The organism is Massilia oculi, assembly GCF_003143515.1.
Classification (GTDB): Bacteria; Pseudomonadota; Gammaproteobacteria; order Burkholderiales; family Burkholderiaceae_D; genus Telluria; species Telluria oculi.
This window is the reverse complement of sequence record NZ_CP029343.1, coordinates 2,721,035-2,741,869: the sequence shown is the minus strand read 5'-3', so window position 1 is coordinate 2,741,869 and position 20,835 is coordinate 2,721,035. Positions and strand designations below refer to the sequence as shown.

The window sequence follows — 20,835 nt, the reverse complement described above, 5'->3', positions numbered from 1 at the left end:
TCATGAACAATCTCTTGCCCTATGCCTTTGCCCGCGACCACGGCGTGCTGGCGCGCGGCAATGGTGAACCGGGCCAGAGCGTCGAAGTGCTGGTGTCCAGCAACACCGCGCCTGCCGCCATCGCCGAGGTGTCGCGCCGTTTCGGCCGCATCCAGCTGCGCCGCCTCGATCGCGACGAGCTCGACACGGCCATCGCCGGCGCCTATGCCGGCGGCGGCGGCGATGCGTCGCAGGTGGTCGACGAATTCGACGCCGACCTCGACCTGACCAAGCTGCTGCAAGACGTGCCCGCCATCGAAGACCTGCTGGAATCGTCCGACGATGCGCCGGTGATCCGCATGATCAATGCGCTGCTCACGCAATCGCTGCGCGAAGGCGCGTCCGACATCCACATCGAGCCGTTCGAGCAGACCTCGGTGGTGCGCTTTCGCATCGACGGTGCGCTGCGCGATATCGTGCGCCCGAAAAAGGCGATCCACGCCTCGCTGATCTCGCGTATCAAGATCATGTCGCAGCTCGACATCGCCGAGAAACGCCTGCCGCAGGATGGCCGCATCACCCTGCGCGTGGGCGGCAAGCCGGTCGACGTGCGCGTCTCGACCCTGCCCACCGGCCACGGCGAGCGCGCCGTGCTGCGTCTGCTCGACAAAGAGGCGGGACGCCTCGACCTGTCGCACCTGGGCATGGCCGAAGACATGCTGCCGCAGTTCGACCGCCTGATCAACCAGCCGCACGGGATCGTGCTGGTGACCGGCCCGACCGGTTCCGGCAAGACCACCACCCTGTACGCGGCGCTGTCGCGCCTGAACGCGTCGACCACCAATATCATGACGGTGGAAGACCCGATCGAGTACGACCTGAACGGCGTCGGCCAAACACAGGTCAATGCCCGCATCGACATGACGTTCGCGAAAGCGCTGCGCGCCATCCTGCGCCAGGACCCCGACGTGATCATGATCGGCGAGATCCGCGACCTGGAGACGGCGCAGATCGCGGTGCAGGCCTCGCTCACGGGCCACCTGGTGCTGGCCACCCTGCACACCAACGACGCCGCTTCGGCGGTCACGCGCCTGCTGGACATGGGCATCGAACCGTTCCTGCTGTCCTCGTCGCTACTGGGCGTGATGGCCCAGCGCCTGGTGCGCAAGCTCTGCTCGCAATGCAAGACCTTCGACGGTTCCACCTGGCATGCGGTCGGCTGCGAACGCTGCGGCCACACGGGCTATCACGGCCGGGTCGGTGTCTACGAGCTGCTCGAGACCACCGAGCAGATCCGCTCCCAGATCCACAACCGCGCCTCCGAGGCCGAGATCCGCGATGCGGCGCTGGCAACCGGCATGAAGACCATGCGCGACGACGGCGAACGCTGGCTGGCGGACGGCACCACCACGCGCGCCGAACTGGTGCGGGTGACGAAGGATTAAGATGCCGACCAAGATGGAAATCGCGAGGATGGGAACTGACTGATGCCGGCATTTCGCTACGAAGCCGTTGACGCCGGCGGCGCCACCCGCAAGGGCGTGGTCAACGCCGACAGCCCGCGCGCGGCGCGCGCCGACCTGCGCGCGCAGGGCCTGACGCCCTTGAGCGTCGAAGCGATCGCCGCCCAGGTCGACGCCTCGGGCGTCACCCGCGCGCGCGGCATCGGCGAGCGCCTGTCGCAGAACGAGCTGGCCCTGTTCACGCGCCAGCTGGCCAGCCTGCTGGAAGCCGGCCTGCCGCTCGAGCAAGCCTTCACCGCCCTGCTGGAGCAGGCCGAGCGCGCCTATATGCGCGACCTGATCGCCTCGATCCGCTCCGAAGTCATCGGCGGCTCGCCATTCTCCACCGCGCTGTCGCACCACCCGCGCGACTTCGCCGAGATCTACCGGGCGCTGGTCGCCTCGGGCGAGCAGATCGGCCAATTGTCGCGCGTGCTGTCGCGCCTGGCCGACTACATCGAGCGCCGCAACGCCCTGGTGCAGAAGGTGCGGCTGGCCTTCACCTATCCGGCGATCGTGACCGTGGTCGCGTTCGCGATCGTGATCTTCCTGCTCACCTATGTCGTGCCGCAGATCGTCTCGGTGTTCGCCAACACCAAGCAGAAGCTGCCCTTCCTCACCGTGGTCATGCTGGCAGTGTCCGACTTCGTGCGCGCCTACGGCATCTATTGCGCGATCCTGATCGGCGGCGCGTTCTGGCTGTGGCGGCGCGCGCTGCGCAATCCCGACCTCAAGCGGCGCTGGCACACCTGGCTGCTGACGGCCCCCATCTATGGCAAGTTCGAGCGCAGCCTTAACACCGCGCGCTTCGCCAGCACCCTGGCGATCACCACCGGATCCGGCGTGCCCATCCTGCGCGCGCTCGACACCAGCCGCGAAACCCTGTCCAACGTGGCGATGCGCGAACTGGTCGAGCAGGCCACCGGCAGCGTGCGCGAAGGCGTGAGCCTGGCGCGCGCACTATCGGCGCAAAAGCATTTCCCGCCGATGCTGGTGCACATGATCCGCGCCGGCGAGATCACCGGCGAACTGCCGGCCATGCTCGAGCGCGCCGCCAATTCGCAGCAGGCCGACCTCGAGCGCCGCACGCTCACCATCGCCGGCCTGCTCGAGCCGGTGCTGATCCTGGCCATGGGCCTGGTCGTGCTGCTGATCGTGCTGGCGGTGCTGATGCCGATCATCGAAATCAACCAGCTGGTGCAGTAAAACAATGGCAGTCAATAATATGAACAAGCGTTTGCCTCTTCTCTTCAGCCTGCTTGCCCTGATCCTGCTGGCGGCCTCGATCGCCTATTGGGTGCTGCAGCTGTACAAGCCGGAGCAGCGGCCGCTGGCGGCGGCGCCGGTCGCCACCCAGCCGCCGCCGAGCCCCGAGGCGGCGGCAACGCTGTTCGGCGGCCAGCCGACGGCGGTGATTTCTAATTTCCAGCTCACCGGCGTGGTGTCGGCCGGCGCCGACAGCGCGGTCATCCTGGTGGCCGACGGCCAGCCCCCGAAGGCGGTGCGTATCGGCCGCGAGATCGCGCCGGGCGTGACCGTGGCCGAAGTGCACCGGCGCTATGTGATGTTGTCGGATGGCGGCGTGATGAAGCGGGTGGAACTGGCGCTTGACACCGGCCAGTCGACGTCGATCATGCCGCCGGAACCGCGCATGCTGCAGCAGCAAATGCAGCAGCAGATACCGCAGGCCATGGAACCGCAGACCGCGCCGGGCGTGGTCAACCCGCCGCCCACCATGCGCAGCGTGCCGCCACCTGGCGGCGGTCCGCAGGGTACGCCGACCACCCCGGAGAATGCGCAAGTGGTGCAAGAGCAGCAGGCGCCGCAAGACCAGCAGGCGCCGCAAGAGCCGCAGGATCCGCCGCCGGAGCAGGGCGATCCGACCCAGCAGAGCCGCAACAACGTGCAGATGCCGCCGAATGCGCCGCCGATGAACCAGACCCAGCAGCCGATCACGCAGTAAACGGGGGCGTTCGCCCCTTTACCGCACCGCGTCCATCAGCGTCGCAGCGCGGTAAATGCCGCCAGTTCCCACGACCTGAACCCCAGCAGCAAGGTGTAGCCCTCGCGTTCCCCGGCCGGCAGGCGCCGGTCGTTCAGGTGCAGCCGCGCCAGTTCTGCCGCAAGCTGCTCGATCTTGAGCGACAACTCTTTAGCGCTGGCATGCGACAGCCGCGCCGGCAGGCACATCAGCGCCTCGCCCGCGCCGTCGAAGTGCCCGGCAAAATAATCCTCCACCACATGTTCGCGGAAGAAGTGCTGCACCGGCCCATCGGGCAGCCAGCGGAATGCGTTTGACACCCGCAGCTGGTAACGGTTCAGCGGCTTGAGTTCGATCAGTCCCAGCCGGTCGAGTTCGGCGAGCAGGGTGATGCACTCGGCCTCGCTCAGCTTGTAGGTGTCGATGACCTGTTCCACATTCCAGTGGCCGAGGCAGCAGATCGCCATCAGGAGCAGGCGCGGATTGGCCACCAGCGAGCGCTCCTGCGGCAGGCTCAGGGCATCCAGCTGGGGCCGGGTGTCGAGCGCGCCACGCAGCAATTCTTCGAGAGGGATGCCGGTCGCCTGGCAAATCTCGGCCAGCCGCGACAGCGCCATGTCCTTCTGGCCAAACATCCGTTTCACGCTCGATTCGCTCACGCCGATGCGCTCGGCCAGCAGCTTGTAGGTGATGCCGGCCGCGCGCAGGCGGGCGCGCAGGGCGTCGAGGATCAGGTCGGGTGAACTCATGGTATCCGTAAAGAAAGGCGACGCTTGACTCTACCGTTGAACGGCGACAGGGACAAGACGCATGCGACGAACGGCGCGCCGGTCCGATGGACGAAAAAAAGCGGACACCGAAGTGTCCGCAAGGAGAAATGCTTGATCGGGCTGGCGCAGGCTCAGTCGTCCTCGTCCGCCACCAGCTTGACCTTCCGGAGCGCCCGCTTGGCTTCATGCCGCTCGCTCGACAGCGGCTTGGCATGCGGCCCGGCCGCGCGCGCCTTGGCCAGCGCCGCGATCGGGTTGCGCGGCTTGCCGAACTGCTGCGAGGGTTCCACCCGCAGCCGCATCTTCTGCCGTGTCGCCAACGCCTTGTTCGCCATGCGGGAGGTCTCCTGGAAGATTACAGCCGCCGATTACAATACATAGCGCGACAGGTCTTCGTTGACCGCCAGCGCATCGAGTCGCTCGTTGACATAGGCCGCGTCGATCCGCACCACCTGGTCCTTCTGGGACCCGGCGCTGAACGAAATTTCTTCGAGCAGCTTTTCCATCACCGTGTACAGGCGGCGCGCGCCGATGTTCTCGGTGCGCTCGTTGACCGAAAACGCGATCTCGGCCAGGCGGTGGATGCCTTCGTCCACGAATTCGATCGTGACGCCCTCGGTCGCCAGCAGCGCTTCGTATTGCTTGGTCAGGCTGGCGTGGGTCGAGGTCAGGATGCTCTTGAAGTCGTCGATCGACAGCGATTCGAGTTCGACGCGGATCGGGAAGCGGCCCTGCAGTTCCGGGATCAGGTCCGACGGCTTGGCCAGGTGGAAGGCCCCCGAGGCGATGAACAGGATGTGGTCGGTCTTGATCATGCCGTACTTGGTGTTCACCGTCGTGCCCTCGACCAGCGGCAGCAGGTCGCGCTGCACGCCGGCGCGCGAGACGTCGGCGCCGCCGTGTTCGGAGCGGGTCGCGATCTTGTCGATCTCGTCCAGGAACACGATGCCGTTCTGCTCGACGTTGGCGATCGCCTTCTGCTTCAGTTCGTCCTCGTTGAGCAGCTTGCCGGCTTCTTCGTCGACCAGGAATTTCATCGCATCCTTGATCTTGAGCTTGCGCGGCTTCTTGCGCGCATTGCCCACGCCGGCGAACATCGACTTGATCTGCTCGGTCATTTCTTCCATGCCCGGCGGCGCCATGATTTCCATCTGCGGCGCGGCATCGGCCACTTCGATTTCGATCTCGCGGTCGTCGAGCGAGCCTTCGCGCAGGCGCTTGCGGAAGGTCTGGCGCGTGGCTTCGCCTTCCTTCGAATCGCTACCGCCGTTGCTGGTGTTGAAGCCGAAGTCGCGCGCCGGCGGCACCAGGATGTCGATGATGCGGTCCTCGGCCGCGTCCTCGGCGCGCTGGCGCACCTTTTTCGCTTCGCTGGCGCGGGTCTGTTTGACGCCGATGTCGATCAGGTCGCGGATGATGGTGTCGACGTCGCGGCCGACATAGCCCACCTCGGTGAACTTGGTCGCCTCGATCTTGATGAAGGGCGCGTCGGCCAGCTTGGCCAGGCGGCGCGCGATCTCGGTCTTGCCGACGCCGGTCGGGCCGATCATGAGGATGTTCTTGGGCGTGATTTCATAACGCAGGCTCTCGTCGACCTGCTGGCGCCGCCAGCGGTTGCGCAGCGCGATGGCGACTGCCTTCTTGGCCTTGCCCTGGCCGACCACGTGCTTGTCGAGTTCGGAGACGATTTCCGGTGGGGTCATGTTCATGATGCTGCTCATATCAGTCCAGGGTCTCGATGATGTGGGACATATTCGTGTAGATGCACAGCTCGCCGGCAATGGTGAGCGCCTTCTTGACGACTTCGGCTGGCGGCATGTCGGTGTTCTCGTACAGCGCCTTGGCGGCGGACTGGGCATAGACGCCGCCCGAACCGATGGCGCCGATGCCGTCTTCCGGCTCCAGCACGTCGCCGTTGCCGGTGATGATCAGGGTCGACTCGCGGTCGGCCACCAGCAGCATCGCTTCCAGGCGGCGCAGCACGCGGTCGGTGCGCCAGTCCTTGGCCAGCTCGACCGAGGCGCGCAGCAGGTTGCCCTGGTGTTTTTCCAGCTTGCCTTCGAAACGGTCCAGCAGGGTGAACGCGTCGGCCGTGCCGCCTGCGAATCCGCACAGGACCTTGCCCTGGTAGAGCTTGCGCACCTTGCGCGCCGAGCCCTTCATGACGACATTGCCCAGCGTGACCTGGCCATCGCCGCCCAGCGCGACCTGGCTGCCGCGCCGCACACTGACGATGGTTGTACCGTGAAATTGTTCCATTTTGACCTCGTGATGTTCTAGCCAACAGCAAGTGGGGATCGTGCGTGGGATTGCAAGATTAGCTCTGCCTTAAATGCATTCGGATAAGTGTGCGCCTGGCGCTGACAGCAGGCTGTACGCTGTCGATAGGCTCACGACTGGAACCGCACACGATGTTTCTCTTCTTTTCCAATAAGCTTGGCTGTCTTGGCTCGATCCTGGTGTCGCTGGTCGTGACCTTGCTGCTGTTACTGGCCCTGGGCTGGCTCTGAACGCCTGAAACCTAGTAACGGTGCGGATAGAGCCGCACGCCGTCACCCGCCCCGAGCAGGCGCAGCAGGGTAGTGACGAGATGGTTCAGTTCGCGCAGCTCGACCGTGCGACCGGCGGCGCCGTGCGCATCCAGCCGCGCCAGCAGGCTGCCGGCGCCGGCATAATCTATGCGCGCCAGCCGGGAGCAATCCAGCACCAGCGTCTCGCGCTCCTGGGCATAGGCATCGATGGCCGCCAGCAGGGCGCTGTCCGGACCGCTCACGACGGACGGCAACATGAAGCGGTCGCCATGGCCCGGCGCCGGCGCGGCGGTGGACACGCGCAGCGGCGCCTCGAACGAGGGCGGCGACACCTCGTAGGTGACGCAATAATCCATCGCCGCTTCTTCGAACTGTTTTTCGCGGTTGGTGAGCAGCAGCAGCTCGAGCAGCAGCAGCCACGGCGCCGGGCTGGCGCCGCGTTGGCCGATGACCAGCATCGGCCGCAAGGTGTCGAGCAGGGTGTCGGCGCCGGCCAGCACCAGCTCGCGGCCGGCGCCGCGTAATGTTTGCAGCGCCGCCAGCAGGCAGGCGGCGCCGTCGGCATCGATCGCCGTCACCCGGCCGAAGTCCAGGCGCACGACCGGCGCCGTCGCATCCAGCACGCGGGTCAAGCGCGCCGCGACGCTGGCGTCGACTGTGGGGCCGAAGGTCTCGACCGCGGTCAGGCCGGCGCCGGGACGGGCCGCGTCCTGCGCCGCCGGCAGCGGTTTCCATGCCGGCGGCGAGGTCTCGAAATGGCTGGCGTAGTCGATGGCGATGCTTTCGAAGGCGTCTTCACGGCCGTCGGCCTGGTACAGGTCGAACAGCATCCACCACGGCTGGCGCTCGGCGCGGCCGAGGGTCGCCAGCGATGCACGCAGGAGCTGCTCGGCGTCGTCGCGCTGGCCGTTGGCGTACAGGATGGCGCTTTCCTCGACCGCCGGCGCACTGGCGGGCGTCGCCGCCTGGTCCGGGACGTCGTGCTCCGGATGCGCGACGCCGCGGGCCGGACGCCGTACGTTGCTGCCCCAGGCCGGCTCGTCGTCGAACATGTCGGAAGCGAAGGCGAGCTCGATCTCATCGATCTTGGCGGCGGTGGCGCGCGCGATCTCGCGCTGGCGTTCGCGCTCGGCCTCGGTGTCCAGGCGCGACGGTTCGCCGCGCAGGCGTGACTCGGGCGGCGGCCAGTCGCGCACCCCCGCATCGTCGTTCTTTCTCTTCAGGAAGGAGAAAAGCCCCATGCTCACCGTTGTCATTTAGGCCAGACGTGCTGACCATAGCACGAACCCCCGGCCTGTGTGCTGCGCACACGCTGCTCAGGCTAGTGTATCCGATGGGAAACGATAGCATATGCATGGCGCCTGAAACGTGCGCGCGCATGCAAAAACGGACGCGCAAACAAAAAAAGCATGCGATACCTCGCATGCTTTTTTTGATGACTACGGCGATAAATTAGTCGCCGTACAGCTTTTGCTTCAGCTCACGGCGCTGCTGGGCTTCCAGCGACAGCGTGGCGGTCGGACGGGCGATCAGGCGCGGGATGCCGATCGGTTCGCCGGTTTCTTCGCACCAGCCGTACTCGCCGCTGTCGATCGACTGCAGCGATTGCTGCACTTTCTTGAGCAGCTTGCGTTCGCGGTCGCGGGTGCGCAGTTCCAGCGCGTGTTCTTCCTCGATCGTCGCCCGATCGGCCGGGTCGGGAACCAGGACGGTTTCGCGCAGGTGTTCCGTGGTTTCGCCGGCGTTCTTCAGCAGTTCCTTCTCGAGTTCCTGCAGACGGTTCTTGAAGAACGCGAGCTGGGCCGGATTCATGTAGTCGTCATCGCTCATCGCCCGAATCTCTTCTTCCGTCAGGAGGCGTTCTTCGGGCTGGGCGGTATTCGGTTTCGTTGTTTTAGTCATGATGCCTTCGATACGACAGAGGTTTTCATTTTATCAGCTTGCCAACTTTCTACCCGATAAAGGTGTGCGTGAGGCAAGCTGCCTTGATGGCGACCTGGCGCCATCCCTTCTCTGGCCGCGCCGCATATGCAGCAAGGACAGTTCGCTACAGCAGGCTGGCGGCTAGTATATAGCGCACCGGTCCGTCCGGCGAGTCGGCCGCGACAAACTGTCGCGGCGGGTCGTCATGCGATCCTCAACAGCCGGTCAAACCGATGTAGTTTATACCAAACATTGTTCAAGTCCGCGGACAAATACGTCTTTTGGTAAATTTTTACCAATGAAGACCATCTTGGTCGCGGGCGTCTCGTTCTCGCCCCATTTCGGGCCCACGTCGCTGCCCATGATCTGGTGCACGCCCTGGAACACCACCTTGCGGTCGACGCCCTCCATCCGCAGCACGCCTTTATAGCGCAGCATTTGCGGACCGAATACCTGCACCAGGCTGCCCAGGAATTGTTCCAGGCGTTCCGGGTCAAACGCGCGCTCGCTCTTGAACACGAAGGCGGCGATGTCGTCGCTGTGGTGGCCGTGGTGGTGGTCGTGGCTGCAGGCTTCGCCATGCGCATGGTCGTGGCCGCAGTGATCGTGGTCGTGTCCGTGCTCATGGTCATGGTCATGCTCGTGGCCTTCCTCGACCTTCAGGAAGTCCGGATCCAGTTCCAGTTTGTCGTTCAGGTTGAAGCCGCGCAGGTCGAGCACGTCGGAAATCGGCGCCCGGCCGAAGTCGCTGGTCGCGATCGGCGCGCGCGGATTGATGCGGTGCAGCCGCGCCTTCAGCGCCTCGACGGCGGCGGCGTCGACCAGGTCGGTCTTGGACAGCAGGATCTTGTCGGCGAAACCGACCTGGCGCTGGGCTTCCTCGTTCTGGGTCAGCTGGTCCATCGCATGACGGGCGTCGACCACGGTGACCACGGCGTCGAGCAGGTAGTTGGCGCCTACTTCTTCGTCGACGAAGAAGGTCTGGGCGACTGGACCGGGATTGGCCAGGCCGGTGGTTTCGATCACCACCCGATCGAAACTGATTTCTCCGGCGGCGCGCTTCTGCGCCAAGCTGGTCAGGGCCACGATCAGGTCGCCGCGCACGGTGCAGCAGATGCAGCCGTTGTTCATCTCGACGATCTGCTCGCTCGAATCCTGCACCAGGATTTCGTTGTCAATATTTTCCTGGCCGAATTCGTTCTCGATGACGGCGATGCGCATGCCATGCTCTTCCTGCAGGATGCGGTTGAGCAGGGTGGTCTTGCCCGCGCCGAGGAAGCCGGTCAGGATGGTGCTGGGAATCAGGTCCATTGGTTCGCTACTCGTGTTGGGGATTGGACAAAAGAACCGGGGGATTATGCCGCAATTCCTGCAAGCTCACCATCAACCGTATCCGGGCTTGATCGAGTTCAAACCATCAACCCGGGAATGTGGCCGGAAAGGCGCGCCTGCGCCGGCCGGGCGGCTACTTGGCCTTGGCGCGCGGATGGGCCGCGTCATACACCTTCGACAGGTGCTGGAAATCGAGCGCCGTATAGATCTGGGTCGAGGTGATGCTGGCGTGGCCGAGCAATTCCTGCACCGCGCGCAGGTCGCCCGAGGATTGCAGCAGGTGCGAGGCGAAGGAGTGGCGCAGCACGTGCGGATGCACGTGGACCGGCGTGCCGGCGCGCAGCGCGTGCTGCTTGAGCCGGTTCTGCACGACGCGCGGCGAGATGCGGGTATCGCGCGCCGACAGGAACAGGGCGGCGCTGCCGTCGCGCGCGGCGGGACGTACCGCCAGCCAGGCCGCCAGCGCCTCGCGCGCCGGGCCGCCGACCGGCACCCGGCGCATCTTGTTGCCCTTGCCGGTGACCACCACTTCGCCGGCCTGCAGGTCGAGCCAGCCGAGCGAGGCCGGCTGGCCGGCGCGTGCATCCTGCCAGGCGACGTCGAGGCCGGCCAGTTCCGATACCCGCAAGCCGCTCGAATACAGCAGCTCGAACATGGCGCGGTTGCACAGCTCGAAGGGTTCGGCGTGGCCGCGCGTATTTGCTTCCATCAACTGCACGGCGTCGTCGACGGCCAGCGCCTTGGGCAGGCTCTTCGAGCGTTTCGGAGCGTGCACGCCGTCGACCGGGTTGACGGCCAGCGGGGTCTGGTCCGACAGCCAGGCAAAGAAGCCGCGCCAGCCGGACAGCTTGCGCGCGATCGTGCGCGCCGACTGGCCGCCGGCATGCATCTTGGCGGCGTAGCGGCGGATGTCGAAGTGAGTCAGCCGGGCCCAGTCGGCCGGGGTTGCCACGTCGGCCAGTGCGGCCAGCTCGGCCAGGTCGCGCCGGTAGGCGCCGACCGTGTGCGGCGACAGCTGGCGCTGGGTGCTCAGCTCACCCAGGTAGCGCGCGGCCCAGTCCATGGCTCCTGGCTCAGGCGCGCAGCGGCGCCAGCGCGGTGGTCGAGGTGGCGGCGATGTGGACCAGGAAATCGGTCGCCATCGCGGTCGTGAAGCGCGCCGGATCGGGCGAGCCCAGCACCAGCAGGCCAAAGCTCTGGCCCGGCTGACCCAGCGGCAGCATGACGGTCGAGCGGATCGATTCCGCATCGTCCAGCCAGCGCACCGCCTCGAAGTCGTTGTTCGGGCCGCAATATGGTGCGCGCAGGCTGTTGGCGAAGATGCGTGCGTCGTCCGACACGCCCTGGGCGAACCATTCGCCGGCATGTTCCGGCGCCACGTTCCACAGACGCAGGGTGACTTGCGGCACGATGAAATGGGTGCGCAGGCCGTCGGCCAGGTCGCGCGCCATGGCGGCGCCGCCTTTTGAGACCAGCAGGGCCTGGGTCCAGGCGTGGAAGCGGTTGGCGATGCCGGCGTTTTCTTCGGCGCGGCGCGACAGGTCGGACAGGCGCAGTTCGAGGGCGCGGAATTTATCGCGCATCACTTCCATCTGCCGCTCCTGCAGCGACACGGCGCGGCCGGTGAGGGGGCTCGACAGCTTGACTTCGCCCAGCAGGCCGGCGTGCTCCTGGAAGAATTGCGGATGATCGATCAGGTATTGCGCGACAGCGTTGGCGTCCAGTGGTGCGATGCTCATGGGGAATTGAGTGATGGAATGAATCAAACCATTTTACCCGACGCGGGCATGGCGTCGACGTTTTGGCAGGCAAGAAAAAAGACGCCCGCAGGCGTCTTGGGGTGAGCGCTGGCAGGCGTCAGAAGCGGTGGCGGACACCCAGCTGCAGGGCGCGGCCATCGGCGCCCGGCGCTTCGGTGAAGCCGCCCGGGTTGCCCGAGGTGCCCGGCGAATACTGCGCCTCGTTGTCGTTCTTGATGAAGGCGAGCGCGGTGTACAGGTCGGTGCGCTTGGACAGGAAGTAGTTGTAGCCCACCGCATACAGGTTGGCGTCGCTGTTGGATGCCGTGCGGTCGTTCTGGTGCGCGTACGAAGCCACGATGCGGCCGTTGCCGATCTTGTAATGGGCGCCGACCTGGTAGCTGTTGGCATCCTGCTGGGTGTTGGCCCTGATATTCGTCTGGAAAATGCCGAGGAGGGCATTCCGGGTGCCCTCGGGCACGCCTTGCGCGATCAGCGCCGGCACCACGGCCTGCTTCCATCCGTCCAGGTAATCGGGCAGCAACGCCGAATTCTGGTTGCGCTGGCTGTGGAAGCCGGCGAAGAATTTCCAGCGCTCGCCCAGGGTGTAGGAACCGCCCACCGTCGTGGTGCGCAGGCTCGGACGGTTCTGCATGTCGTAACCGTGGTTGTAGCCGATGCCGACGTCGAAGCCATTGGCCTTGTAGGTGATGGCGCCACCGCGGAATTTCTTGTAGCGGCCGAGATAGCCGGAATTGCGCGCGCCATACATCACCGAGCCGCCCAGGCCGTTCGGCAGGGCGATGCGGTACTGGACCGATTCCTGCGAGCGGATGTCGGCGCCCAGCGCGGTGAAGCCGGCGGTGCCGCCGGTGATGTGGCCCCAGGTGCCGGCGGTGCCCGATTCGAAGGCGTCGGCCATGTTGAACACCTCGTAGCCCGGGGTGTACATGCGGCCCAGCATCACGGCGCCGATCGGGGTGATCAGGCCGACCATCGAGGTGCGGTCGAACAGGGCTTTTTCCTGGTTGACGGCCGGCGCGCCCGGCGGCTGGATCGCCGCCTGCAGGCGGTCGCGGATGGCTTGTGGAATCTGGTTCATGCCGCGCAGCAGGTAGACGCCCGGATTGTCGTTCATCAGGGCCGGCTGCTGCGAACCGTTATCGAGTTCGACACGGGCCTCGAGATTGAAGATGGCCTTGTAGCCATTGCCGAGGTCTTCGCTACCCCGGATGCCGAGGCGCGAGCCGTCGGCGCCGCCGCTATAGACCTTGGTCGGGCCACCCTTTTGCCACATCACGCCGGCATCGGCGATGCCGTAGATCTGGATACTGGTCTGGGCCAGGGCGGAGCATGCAAACGTCGCGCCGAGCAGGCCGGCGATCAGGCTTTTCTTCATCGTGTCTCCATATTATTTTCTTATTGCGATGCGTGCGCTCGCCCAAGCAATATGCCATTGCCATGGCGCACTGTACAGAACGCTCGTTCGCGGATGCGCTGGGGACGATCAGACGTTGTGAAAACACTACATGGAACAGGAGCGCTCAGAACGCGTGGTTGATGCCGATGTCGTATTGGTTGACGCTGCCTGGCCTGGTCAGCAGGCCCTTCTTGCGCGAGGCGTCGATGTACAGATAGGTTCGCTTCGACAGGCTGTATTCATAGCCCAGCGACAGCTGCCTGACCTTCTCCAGGCCGTCGGTATCTTTCTGGCCATAGCCCGCCAGGAACCTGCCCGGGCCCAGCGCATAGTTGGCGCCCAGCACCCACGAGGTCGTATCGTTGTTGAAGACCCGGGTATGGTCTTCGTCCAGCCTGGTGAACGTGCCCATGAGCTTGAGTTCCGGAGTCGCCTGGACCGCGGCGCCGACCGACCAGACCTTCGATTCGATCGCATTGCGTTCATAGGCCGCCATCAGGGCGGCGGGGCCGTTGTTGTAGGTGGCCGAGACCGAGAACGGATTGGCCGAGGCTTCGGCGCCGGCCGGATACTGGGGCGCGCCGGCGCTGCCGCGGCCGATCACGGCGACGCCGCCGTTGTTTTCCTTCGTCGCGATCGCGGTGTTGAGCTGGAAGCCGTTGGTGACCGGTGAGTTGTACCAGATGGCGTTCGACCAGCGGTTGCTCGATGCGCCGACCGGGTCGAGCGGCTGCGAGCTGTAGCCGGCAACGCTCAGGTCGGTATAGAAGCCGCCCGCGGTCGGGATCGCATGGAAGGGTTCGAAGTTGCCGATGGTCTCGTGGAATGGAGTCAGGCCGCGGCCGATGCGCAGCATGCCGAAGTCGCCTTGCAGGCCGACACGGCTCTGGCCCTGGAATAGCTGGCGCTGGTTGCCGCCAGGACCGATCTCGCTGCTGCCGGTATCCGGCTCATAGCGCATTTCAAGATGGAACAGGGCTTTGAAACCATTGCCCAGGTCTTCGGTGCCCCGGATGCCGAGGGTGTTGGCGGCGCGCTTGCCGATGCTGATGTTCTCGCCGCTGCGCTTGACGATGCCGGCATCGAGGTTGCCGTAGACCTGCACCGACGTCTGCGCATGGGCCGCGCCGGCGCAAGCGCCGAGCAGTGCGACAGCCAGGAGAGATGGTTTCATTATCGGTGTTTCCAGGATCGAGGTGAGCGCATGCAGAGCGTCGAGGCCGGTCGGGTAACCTCGATTGTTTCAAGCTTCAGCGCTGGCTATTTGGTCAATTATCAGTGGCGCGCTTGGTAGATCGCTAATAAATCCAATCGTGCTGTTGTATTTTTGAAACGTATGCCACGCGCATGACATCCAGGCGGTCGTTTTGCATCCGAGAAAGAGGCGGCGGCGTTCTTCCATCGGGCTACCCGCGAGCCTGTTCCGATGTCGTGCGGCGACGGTGGCCGGTTTCATCCGCTTCAACCAGCTTTGTGCCCCGTCAACTCAGCCCGGAATCGAATCGAATCGACGGCGACAGCGGCTTAGACTTTGGCCAGATTTGCCTGAGCGGCGACAGGCCCTGTCAATACCTTGTATATTGGCAAGCTCGCCAGGCCGGCTTGCGCCAAGGCCTGGCAATCGTGATGCCGTCGCCGCTGCGTGTTGCCGACTCACTTTTTTATGTCTTCCAACGATGGCTAACCGCGAAGAATTGGCGATCATTCGCAACGCCCGCGCCGGGCAGGTGGCGGCCCAGCTCGAGCTGGGCAAGCTGTATTTGTTCGGCAGCGCCGGACTCCCGCAGAGCCTGCCGACGGCGCTGCACTGGCTCGAGCGTGCGGCTCGACAAGACTGCCCATCTGCCTGGCAGTTGATCGGTAACCATATCCCTCTTGAGCTCGCCCAGCATCACGCCACCGCCGTCGCCCAGTGGTACGAGCGCGCCTATGACGACGGCAGCCTGCATGCCGGCCTGGTGTTTGCCCAGCTGGTGCTCGATCCGGCGGCAGCGTCATCCCAGCAGCATCCGAAGGCCGTGCAGGCGCTCGAGGACGCGGCGCGCGCCGGCTTCCCGCATGCGCAATGGCTGCTGTCGCAGCGGCAGGGCAAGCAGCCTGCGGCCATCCCCGGTATGCGGTCGGCGCCGTCGAGCGGGGCGGCGCGGCCGGCGTCTGCTTCCGGCGCCGCCGAGCGCCCGCCGGCCGGCCAGCAGGCCCGGGAGCGGGCACGGCGCCCCCAAGGCGCCGGCGCGGCGCAGTATGCCGCGCTCGACGAGGCATGGACGGCGCGCCGCTGGGACGATTACCTGGAACATGCGCTGCCGCAGGCGCGCGCGCTGGTCGGTGAACGCGGCGAGCAGGGGGAAATGCGGCGTTTCGCCCCCGACGAGATCGCCCTGCTGTCGCGCTGCGCGCGCCTGCTCGACCCGGCGCTCGCTGGCGTCAGCGGCCTGCCGGCCCTGGACGCCGGCGCGGCGGCGCGCTGCCAGCCGGGCGAACCCGCCGTGTTCTGGGAGCTTGCCGCGGCCGAGCATGACGCCCACGCTCAGCTGGCGCTGGGCCTGCGCTGCGCGCGCATGCGGGTCGATGGCAGGCGTTGCAGCAATGGCGGCGGGGCTGTCAATGGCCAGGTCGCGGAGGCGCATGTCGCCCACGCGCATGTCGTCCACGCGCATGTCGCCAACGCGCATGTCGCCTACGCGCATGTCGCCCACGCGCAAGTGGCCCACACGCAGGTCGCCAACTTCAAGAAAGCGATCCGCTGGCTGAACCTGGCCGGAGAGCAGGGCCTGGCCGAGGCCTGGTATGCGCTGTCGCGCATCTATATCAAGCCCGAGTTTTCGCAGCGTAACGTGGCCGATGCCCAGCGCTACCTGGAGCGGGCCGCCGAGATGGGGTATCGCGATGCCCAGCTCGAATGCGGCCACAATGCCTGGCGCGCGCGCCGCGAAAACGAGAACAACGACGTGCGCGCCGTGTACTGGCTGCAGCTGGCGGCGGCCCAGGGCGCGCCGGAGGCCGTCGAGTTGCTGCGCAAGATCGCGCCGCGCGCCACGGCCGCGCCATACACCGAGACCGGACGGCTGCTGGCCAGCCATGCCGATGCGCTGGCGGCGCATCCCTTGCTGGCCGCGCGCATCGAGCTGGCGGCGCTGTTCGGCCTGTCGCGCGCCGAGGCGCTATTGCTGGACGTGGGCGCCGCCGACCAGGGCCATTGCCTCGTCATCGACATCCGCGCCAGCTACGGGCGCAGCAAGCGGCGCCTGGTGATGGTGGAATCGGCGCAGGAGCGCGAGGCGCTGGACCGCATCGTGCGGCTGTTCGAACAGGTCGACTGCGGCCCGACCGGGCCGGAAGGAAATTACCGGCAACGCCTGTACCGGCTGCGCACCCTGCTCAATGTGGCGCTTCCCGGCAACGACGCCGATGGCGGCGCCGACATCGAGCTGGCGGCCTGAGCCCGGCAAAACTACCCGGGCAAACAAAAGGGCGCCAGCGGCGTCCGGTCTTGCGATAGCGGCGCCCGGAAAGGCGCCGGCGGCGGCGTCAGATCTCGACTTCGCCTTCGAACACCGATACCGCCGGTCCGCTGAGGTAGACCGGCTGGCCCGCTCCCGCCCAGGCGATGCTGAGTTCGCCGCCGCGGGCCGACACGCGCACCGGTGAATCGAGCAGGCCGCGCCGGATGCCGGCCACCACCGCCGCGCAGGCGCCGGTGCCGCAGGCCAGCGTTTCGCCGGCGCCGCGTTCATGGACGCGCAGGCGGATGTGATGGCGGTCGACCACCTGCATATAGCCGGCGTTGACGCGTTTCGGGAAGCGCTCATGGTGTTCGATCAGCGGGCCGGTCTGTTCCACCAGCGCCGTGTCGACGTTGTGCACCACCTGCACCGCATGCGGGTTGCCCATCGAGACCACCGAGATCTGCGTGGCCTCGCCGCCGACCGGCAACGGCCACAGCGTTTCCTCGCCTTCGGGCTTGCCGTCCAGTCCGGCGCTGTCGAACGGCACCTCGGCCGGGTCCAGGCGCGGCGCGCCCATGTCCACCGTCACGTTGCCGTCGTCTTCCAGGCGCGGGTTGATGATGCCCGACATGGTCTGCACGCGGATGCTGCGTTCCCGGGTCAGTCCTTTGTCGACCACGAAGCGCACGAAGGCGCGCGACCCGTTGCCGCATTGCTCGACCTCGCTGCCATCGTTGTTGAAGATGCGGTAGCGGAAGTCCACGCCGGCGTCGAGCGGGCGCTCGACGACCAGGATCTGGTCGGCGCCGATGCCGAAGCGGCGGTCGGCCAGGCGCTGCCATCCGTCAGCGCTCATGCCGTCGACGTCGATCTGCTGGTTGATGGCGTCGATCACGACGAAGTCGTTGCCGGCGCCATGCATCTTGGTGAATTTCAGTTTCATGAATTAATCATACAGCGAAGGTTCACCCGGCGGACGGGTCTTGAAGCGTTTATGGGTCCAGAAATACTGCTCGGGAGTCTCGCGCACGCGCTCTTCGATGAAGGCGTTCATGCGGCGGGTCGCCTCGACCATATCGTCGCCCGGGTAATTTTCCCACGCGGGATAGAAACGCACGCGCCAGCCCTGGTAGTTCGGCAGGTAGGTCGCGATCACCGGGATCACCTTGGCGCCAGTGGTGGCGGCGATGCGTCCCAGCGCGGTCAGGGTCGCGGCCTGCACACCGAAGAAGGGCACGAATTCGGCATCCTTTTCGCCGAAATCCATGTCCGGCAGCATGAAGTAGGGCAGGCCGTCGCGCAGCGCGCGCAGGATCGGCTTGATGCCTTCCTTGCGCGTCACCAGGCGCACCGGACCGTAGCGCTCGCGGCCATGGCGCAGCAGGCGGTCGAAGGCTTCGTTCTTTTGCGGCACGTACATGCTGCACACGGGGATCACGCGCGAGGCGACGCCGGCCACGTCCAGGCACACGAAGTGCGGGCACAGCAGGATCGTGGGGCCGGCTTCCATCTCGGCCTGCGGCACCGCCGGCTCGACCTGGATCAGGCTGCGCACCCGTTCCTCGGGCGCCCACCACAGGATCGAGCGCTCGACGATGCTGCGTGCATATGCGCGGAAGTGGCGGTGCGCGATGCTGCGCCTTGCCTTTTCGTCGAGTTCCGGCATGGTCAGGCGCAGATTGGTCAGCGCGATATGGCGGCGCCGGCCCATGATCACGAACATCAGGCTGCCGATCGATTCGCCGATGCGGCCGAGGATGGGTAGCGGCAGGAAATGCAGCAGCCACAGGATTCCGAGCAAGACCCTCATGCCGCGGCCTCGCTTTCCGGACCGGCCACGCCGTCCGGCTGCTTGTAGCGGTTATAGCTCCAGAAATACTGGCTCGGCGCGCGCGCGATCAGCTGCTCCATGGCGCGGTTGATCGCCGCCGCCTGGTCGGCGGCGCTGCCGCTCAGGTCGCCGTCGAAGGGTACGAAGCGCACGATATAGCCGGCGCCGCCCGGGCGCCGCTCGGCGTACACCAGCAGGATGTCGGCCTTGCCCAGCTGGGCCAGCTTGGCCGGCAGGGTCATCGTATAGGCGTTGCGGCCGAAGAAGGGCGCCCACACGCCTTCGCCTTCCTGCGGCACCTGGTCGGGCAGCAAGCCGATCGGCTGACCGCCCTTGAGGGTCTTGGCCAGGATGCGCACGCCCGACAGGTTGGCCGGCGCCAGGTGCAGGTTGTGGCGCGCGCGCGCGCCTTCGACCAGCGGCCGCAGCGCGTCCTTGCGCGGCGGACGATACATGACCGTCAACGCCGTCTTGAGCGCGATCTGCTGCGCCGTCATTTCGAAGCAGCCCAGGTGTGGCGTCAGGAACACAATGCCGCGGCCCGCGTCGAGTTTTTCCTGGACCAGTTCCCAATTTTCTACCGTGGCATGCCTGGCAACCCGCTCCGGTTTGGCGCACCATACGAAGGCGAGCTCGATCGCGGCCTTGCCGGCCTCGGAGACGGCCTGTTTCCAGTGTGCGTCATAGCCGGCCTGGGCCAGGTTGGCGCGCAGGCGGCGCTTGTACGACGGCGACAGCCAATAGACCAGCCAGCCCATCGCGGCGCCCAGGGCGTGCAGGAATGGCAACGGGAAAATAGATAAGATTCGGAAAATGACTACTAGCATGTCGATTGATGGGTGTCGGGTCGCGTCCGCATTGCGCGTGCGTTTCCACACCAAAATTCCAAGGAAGCGTAAAATACCACTTTATGCTGGATCCGCCGAGTTAACAGACAACTTGCGAAGCGGAATATAAATGTCGCTAAAGCGTCGCAGGCAACAGTTTGCTGCGGCAATTCATGTGAACAGTAACTGGAGCCTACATGTCGAACGACTACCTCTTCACCTCCGAATCCGTCTCCGAAGGCCACCCGGACAAGGTCGCTGACCAGATTTCCGACGCCATCCTCGACGCCATCCTCGAGCAGGACCCGACCGCGCGCGTCGCCGCCGAAACCCTGTGCAACACCGGCCTGGTGGTGCTGGCCGGCGAGATCACCACGCACGCCAACGTCGACTACATCTCGGTGGCGCGCAACACCATCAAGCGCATCGGCTACGACAATACCGATTTCGGCATCGACTACAAGGGCTGCGCCGTCATGGTCTGCTACGACAAGCAGTCGCCGGACATCGCGCAGGGCGTGGATGAAGGCGCCGGCATCGACCTCGACCAGGGCGCGGGCGACCAGGGCCTGATGTTCGGCTATGCCTGCGACGAAACGCCGGAGCTGATGCCGGCCGCCATCTATTATGCGCACCGCCTGGTCGAGCGCCAGTCGCAGCTGCGCAAGGATGGCCGCCTGCCATGGCTGCGTCCGGACGCAAAATCGCAAGTCACCCTGCGCTACGTCGACGGCCGCCCGGTCGCGGTCGACACCGTCGTGCTGTCGACCCAGCACCACCCGGACGTCACCCATTCGCAGATCGAAGAAGCCGTCATCGAAGAGATCATCAAGCCGACGCTGCCGCGCGAGTGGCTCGATAAAACCCGCTTCCTGGTCAACCCGACCGGCCGCTTCGTCATCGGCGGTCCGCAGGGCGATTGCGGCCTGACCGGCCGCAAGATCATCGTCGACACCTACGGCGGCGCAGCCCCGCACGGCGGCGGCGCGTTCTCGGGCAAGGATCCCTCCAAGGTCGACCGCTCGGCCGCCTACGCCGCCCGCTACGTCGCGAAGAACATCGTCGCCGCCGGCCTGGCGCGCCAGTGCCAGGTGCAGGTCAGCTACGCGATCGGCGTGGCGCGTCCGATCAACATCACCGTGTATACCGAAGGCACCGGCGTGATCCCGGACGACAAGATCGCGGCGCTGGTCAACGAGCACTTCGACCTGCGCCCGAAAGGCATCGTCCAGATGCTCGACCTGCTGCGCCCGATCTATTGCAAGACCGCGGCCTACGGCCACTTCGGTCGCGAAGAGCCGGAATTCAGCTGGGAGCGCACCGACAAGGCGGCCGAGCTGCGCGCCGCTGCCGGCTTGGCATAAGCCTTCATGGGGGCGGCGGCAAGGCCGCCGACCCCATGCGCCATATCACGATCCAACAAGCATTCCCCCGCCATCCAGGCGTGCTAAACTACCCCGTTCCGAGGAGCGTTGCGACAAGAGCTTGTTCCCGCGTAGGCGGGAAACACGTTATTGCCAGGCTCGGATATCCAGCAACCGCGCTCACGTTACT

20 protein-coding genes and 1 riboswitch are annotated in these 20,835 nt (G+C 65.9%); of the genes, 6 read left to right on the top strand and 14 right to left on the bottom strand.

Annotated features, from left to right (window positions below; translation table 11 throughout):
- Positions 1-2 precede the first annotated feature (2 nt).
- Genes gspE through DIR46_RS12605 form a run of 3 tightly spaced genes read left to right on the top strand, consistent with a single transcriptional unit; the run spans position 3 to position 3,444 of the window.
- Positions 3-1,424 (top strand): type II secretion system ATPase GspE, encoded by a 1,422-nt coding sequence (gene gspE, locus DIR46_RS12615; protein ID WP_109345522.1) that lies wholly within the window; start codon positions 3-5, stop codon positions 1,422-1,424.
- Between the two features lie 42 nt (positions 1,425-1,466).
- Positions 1,467-2,687, top strand: coding sequence for a type II secretion system inner membrane protein GspF (gene gspF / locus DIR46_RS12610; RefSeq protein WP_109345521.1), 1,221 nt, complete (start codon positions 1,467-1,469; stop codon positions 2,685-2,687).
- A gap of 19 nt (positions 2,688-2,706) precedes the next feature.
- Complete coding sequence (locus DIR46_RS12605; protein WP_229446589.1) at positions 2,707-3,444, top strand: hypothetical protein; 738 nt, start codon at positions 2,707-2,709, stop codon at positions 3,442-3,444.
- A gap of 35 nt (positions 3,445-3,479) precedes the next feature.
- Here DIR46_RS12605 and DIR46_RS12600 read toward each other — a convergent pair whose 3' ends face one another.
- The 4 genes from DIR46_RS12600 to hslV form a co-directional block, all read right to left on the bottom strand.
- Positions 3,480-4,211, bottom strand: coding sequence for a helix-turn-helix domain-containing protein (locus DIR46_RS12600; protein WP_109345519.1), 732 nt, complete (start codon positions 4,209-4,211; stop codon positions 3,480-3,482).
- A gap of 152 nt (positions 4,212-4,363) precedes the next feature.
- Positions 4,364-4,567, bottom strand: a complete 204-nt coding sequence (locus DIR46_RS12595; RefSeq protein WP_109345518.1) for a hypothetical protein — start codon at positions 4,565-4,567, stop codon at positions 4,364-4,366.
- A 33-nt stretch (positions 4,568-4,600) separates the two neighbouring features.
- Positions 4,601-5,941 (bottom strand): ATP-dependent protease ATPase subunit HslU, encoded by a 1,341-nt coding sequence (hslU, locus tag DIR46_RS12590; RefSeq protein ID WP_205289120.1) that lies wholly within the window; start codon positions 5,939-5,941, stop codon positions 4,601-4,603.
- Positions 5,942-5,954: 13 nt separating this feature from the next.
- The gene (gene hslV / locus DIR46_RS12585) at positions 5,955-6,491 is read right to left on the bottom strand and encodes an ATP-dependent protease subunit HslV (RefSeq protein ID WP_109345517.1); all 537 of its coding nucleotides are present in this window, start codon (positions 6,489-6,491) and stop codon (positions 5,955-5,957) included.
- 89 nt (positions 6,492-6,580) lie between these two features.
- Here hslV and DIR46_RS26590 point away from each other — a divergent pair, with 89 nt between their 5' ends.
- Positions 6,581-6,742, top strand: coding sequence for a hypothetical protein (locus DIR46_RS26590; protein ID WP_162819318.1), 162 nt, complete (start codon positions 6,581-6,583; stop codon positions 6,740-6,742).
- An 11-nt stretch (positions 6,743-6,753) separates the two neighbouring features.
- Here the strand turns inward: DIR46_RS26590 and DIR46_RS12580 are convergent, their stop codons facing one another.
- The 7 genes from DIR46_RS12580 to DIR46_RS12550 form a co-directional block, all read right to left on the bottom strand.
- A complete protein-coding gene (locus tag DIR46_RS12580) occupies positions 6,754-8,004 on the bottom strand; it encodes an STAS domain-containing protein (RefSeq protein ID WP_109345516.1) in 1,251 nt (416 codons plus the stop codon).
- Between the two features lie 211 nt (positions 8,005-8,215).
- A complete protein-coding gene (gene dksA / locus DIR46_RS12575) occupies positions 8,216-8,665 on the bottom strand; it encodes an RNA polymerase-binding protein DksA (RefSeq protein ID WP_109345515.1) in 450 nt (149 codons plus the stop codon).
- Between the two features lie 261 nt (positions 8,666-8,926).
- The gene (locus DIR46_RS12570; protein WP_109345514.1) at positions 8,927-9,997 is read right to left on the bottom strand and encodes a CobW family GTP-binding protein; all 1,071 of its coding nucleotides are present in this window, start codon (positions 9,995-9,997) and stop codon (positions 8,927-8,929) included.
- A gap of 154 nt (positions 9,998-10,151) precedes the next feature.
- The gene (gene xerC / locus DIR46_RS12565) at positions 10,152-11,081 is read right to left on the bottom strand and encodes a tyrosine recombinase XerC (protein WP_109345513.1); all 930 of its coding nucleotides are present in this window, start codon (positions 11,079-11,081) and stop codon (positions 10,152-10,154) included.
- A 10-nt stretch (positions 11,082-11,091) separates the two neighbouring features.
- Entirely contained in the window at positions 11,092-11,757 is a 666-nt protein-coding gene (locus tag DIR46_RS12560) for a DUF484 family protein (protein ID WP_109345512.1), read from the bottom strand.
- A 118-nt stretch (positions 11,758-11,875) separates the two neighbouring features.
- Positions 11,876-13,156, bottom strand: coding sequence for a porin (locus DIR46_RS12555; RefSeq protein WP_109345511.1), 1,281 nt, complete (start codon positions 13,154-13,156; stop codon positions 11,876-11,878).
- Positions 13,157-13,301: 145 nt separating this feature from the next.
- Positions 13,302-14,351 carry a porin gene (locus DIR46_RS12550; RefSeq protein WP_109345510.1) on the bottom strand — a complete coding sequence of 350 codons (1,050 nt, stop codon included), beginning with the start codon at positions 14,349-14,351 and terminating at the stop codon, positions 13,302-13,304.
- Between the two features lie 502 nt (positions 14,352-14,853).
- Between DIR46_RS12550 and DIR46_RS12545 the strand changes: the two genes are divergently transcribed.
- Positions 14,854-16,617 (top strand): tetratricopeptide repeat protein, encoded by a 1,764-nt coding sequence (locus DIR46_RS12545; protein WP_109345509.1) that lies wholly within the window; start codon positions 14,854-14,856, stop codon positions 16,615-16,617.
- An 88-nt stretch (positions 16,618-16,705) separates the two neighbouring features.
- On the opposite strand, the gene dapF is transcribed toward DIR46_RS12545, so the two are convergent.
- Genes dapF through DIR46_RS12530 form a run of 3 tightly spaced genes read right to left on the bottom strand, consistent with a single transcriptional unit; the run spans position 16,706 to position 19,287 of the window.
- Positions 16,706-17,566, bottom strand: a complete 861-nt coding sequence (gene dapF, locus DIR46_RS12540; protein ID WP_109345508.1) for a diaminopimelate epimerase — start codon at positions 17,564-17,566, stop codon at positions 16,706-16,708.
- Positions 17,567-17,569: 3 nt separating this feature from the next.
- On the bottom strand, positions 17,570-18,433 hold the full coding sequence (locus DIR46_RS12535) for an LpxL/LpxP family acyltransferase (protein WP_109345507.1): 864 nt from the start codon (positions 18,431-18,433) through the stop codon (positions 17,570-17,572).
- Positions 18,430-19,287, bottom strand: coding sequence for a lysophospholipid acyltransferase family protein (locus tag DIR46_RS12530; protein ID WP_370659973.1), 858 nt, complete (start codon positions 19,285-19,287; stop codon positions 18,430-18,432). The genes DIR46_RS12535 and DIR46_RS12530 overlap by 4 nt, the downstream gene beginning before the upstream one ends.
- 191 nt (positions 19,288-19,478) lie before the next feature.
- On the opposite strand from DIR46_RS12530, the gene metK reads away from it, so the two are divergent.
- The gene (gene metK, locus DIR46_RS12525) at positions 19,479-20,645 is read left to right on the top strand and encodes a methionine adenosyltransferase (protein WP_109345505.1); all 1,167 of its coding nucleotides are present in this window, start codon (positions 19,479-19,481) and stop codon (positions 20,643-20,645) included.
- A gap of 94 nt (positions 20,646-20,739) precedes the next feature.
- A riboswitch (S-adenosyl-L-homocysteine riboswitch) is annotated at positions 20,740-20,834 on the top strand.
- Position 20,835 lies beyond the last annotated feature (1 nt).

Bases quoted from the DNA above. Each gene is read 5' to 3' on its own strand.
- gspE (WP_109345522.1), top strand. From the start codon at position 3: ATGAACAATCTCTTGCCCTATGCCTTTGCCCGCGACCACGGCGTGCTG.
- gspF (WP_109345521.1), top strand. From the start codon at position 1,467: ATGCCGGCATTTCGCTACGAAGCCGTTGACGCCGGCGGCGCCACCCGC.
- DIR46_RS12605 (WP_229446589.1), top strand. From the start codon at position 2,707: ATGAACAAGCGTTTGCCTCTTCTCTTCAGCCTGCTTGCCCTGATCCTG.
- DIR46_RS12600 (WP_109345519.1), bottom strand. From the start codon at position 4,211: ATGAGTTCACCCGACCTGATCCTCGACGCCCTGCGCGCCCGCCTGCGC.
- DIR46_RS12595 (WP_109345518.1), bottom strand. From the start codon at position 4,567: ATGGCGAACAAGGCGTTGGCGACACGGCAGAAGATGCGGCTGCGGGTG.
- hslU (WP_205289120.1), bottom strand. From the start codon at position 5,941: ATGAACATGACCCCACCGGAAATCGTCTCCGAACTCGACAAGCACGTG.
- hslV (WP_109345517.1), bottom strand. From the start codon at position 6,491: ATGGAACAATTTCACGGTACAACCATCGTCAGTGTGCGGCGCGGCAGC.
- DIR46_RS12580 (WP_109345516.1), bottom strand. From the start codon at position 8,004: ATGGGGCTTTTCTCCTTCCTGAAGAGAAAGAACGACGATGCGGGGGTG.
- dksA (WP_109345515.1), bottom strand. From the start codon at position 8,665: ATGACTAAAACAACGAAACCGAATACCGCCCAGCCCGAAGAACGCCTC.
- DIR46_RS12570 (WP_109345514.1), bottom strand. From the start codon at position 9,997: ATGGACCTGATTCCCAGCACCATCCTGACCGGCTTCCTCGGCGCGGGC.
- xerC (WP_109345513.1), bottom strand. From the start codon at position 11,081: ATGGACTGGGCCGCGCGCTACCTGGGTGAGCTGAGCACCCAGCGCCAG.
- DIR46_RS12560 (WP_109345512.1), bottom strand. From the start codon at position 11,757: ATGAGCATCGCACCACTGGACGCCAACGCTGTCGCGCAATACCTGATC.
- DIR46_RS12555 (WP_109345511.1), bottom strand. From the start codon at position 13,156: ATGAAGAAAAGCCTGATCGCCGGCCTGCTCGGCGCGACGTTTGCATGC.
- DIR46_RS12550 (WP_109345510.1), bottom strand. From the start codon at position 14,351: ATGAAACCATCTCTCCTGGCTGTCGCACTGCTCGGCGCTTGCGCCGGC.
- DIR46_RS12545 (WP_109345509.1), top strand. From the start codon at position 14,854: ATGGCTAACCGCGAAGAATTGGCGATCATTCGCAACGCCCGCGCCGGG.
- dapF (WP_109345508.1), bottom strand. From the start codon at position 17,566: ATGAAACTGAAATTCACCAAGATGCATGGCGCCGGCAACGACTTCGTC.
- DIR46_RS12535 (WP_109345507.1), bottom strand. From the start codon at position 18,433: ATGAGGGTCTTGCTCGGAATCCTGTGGCTGCTGCATTTCCTGCCGCTA.
- metK (WP_109345505.1), top strand. From the start codon at position 19,479: ATGTCGAACGACTACCTCTTCACCTCCGAATCCGTCTCCGAAGGCCAC.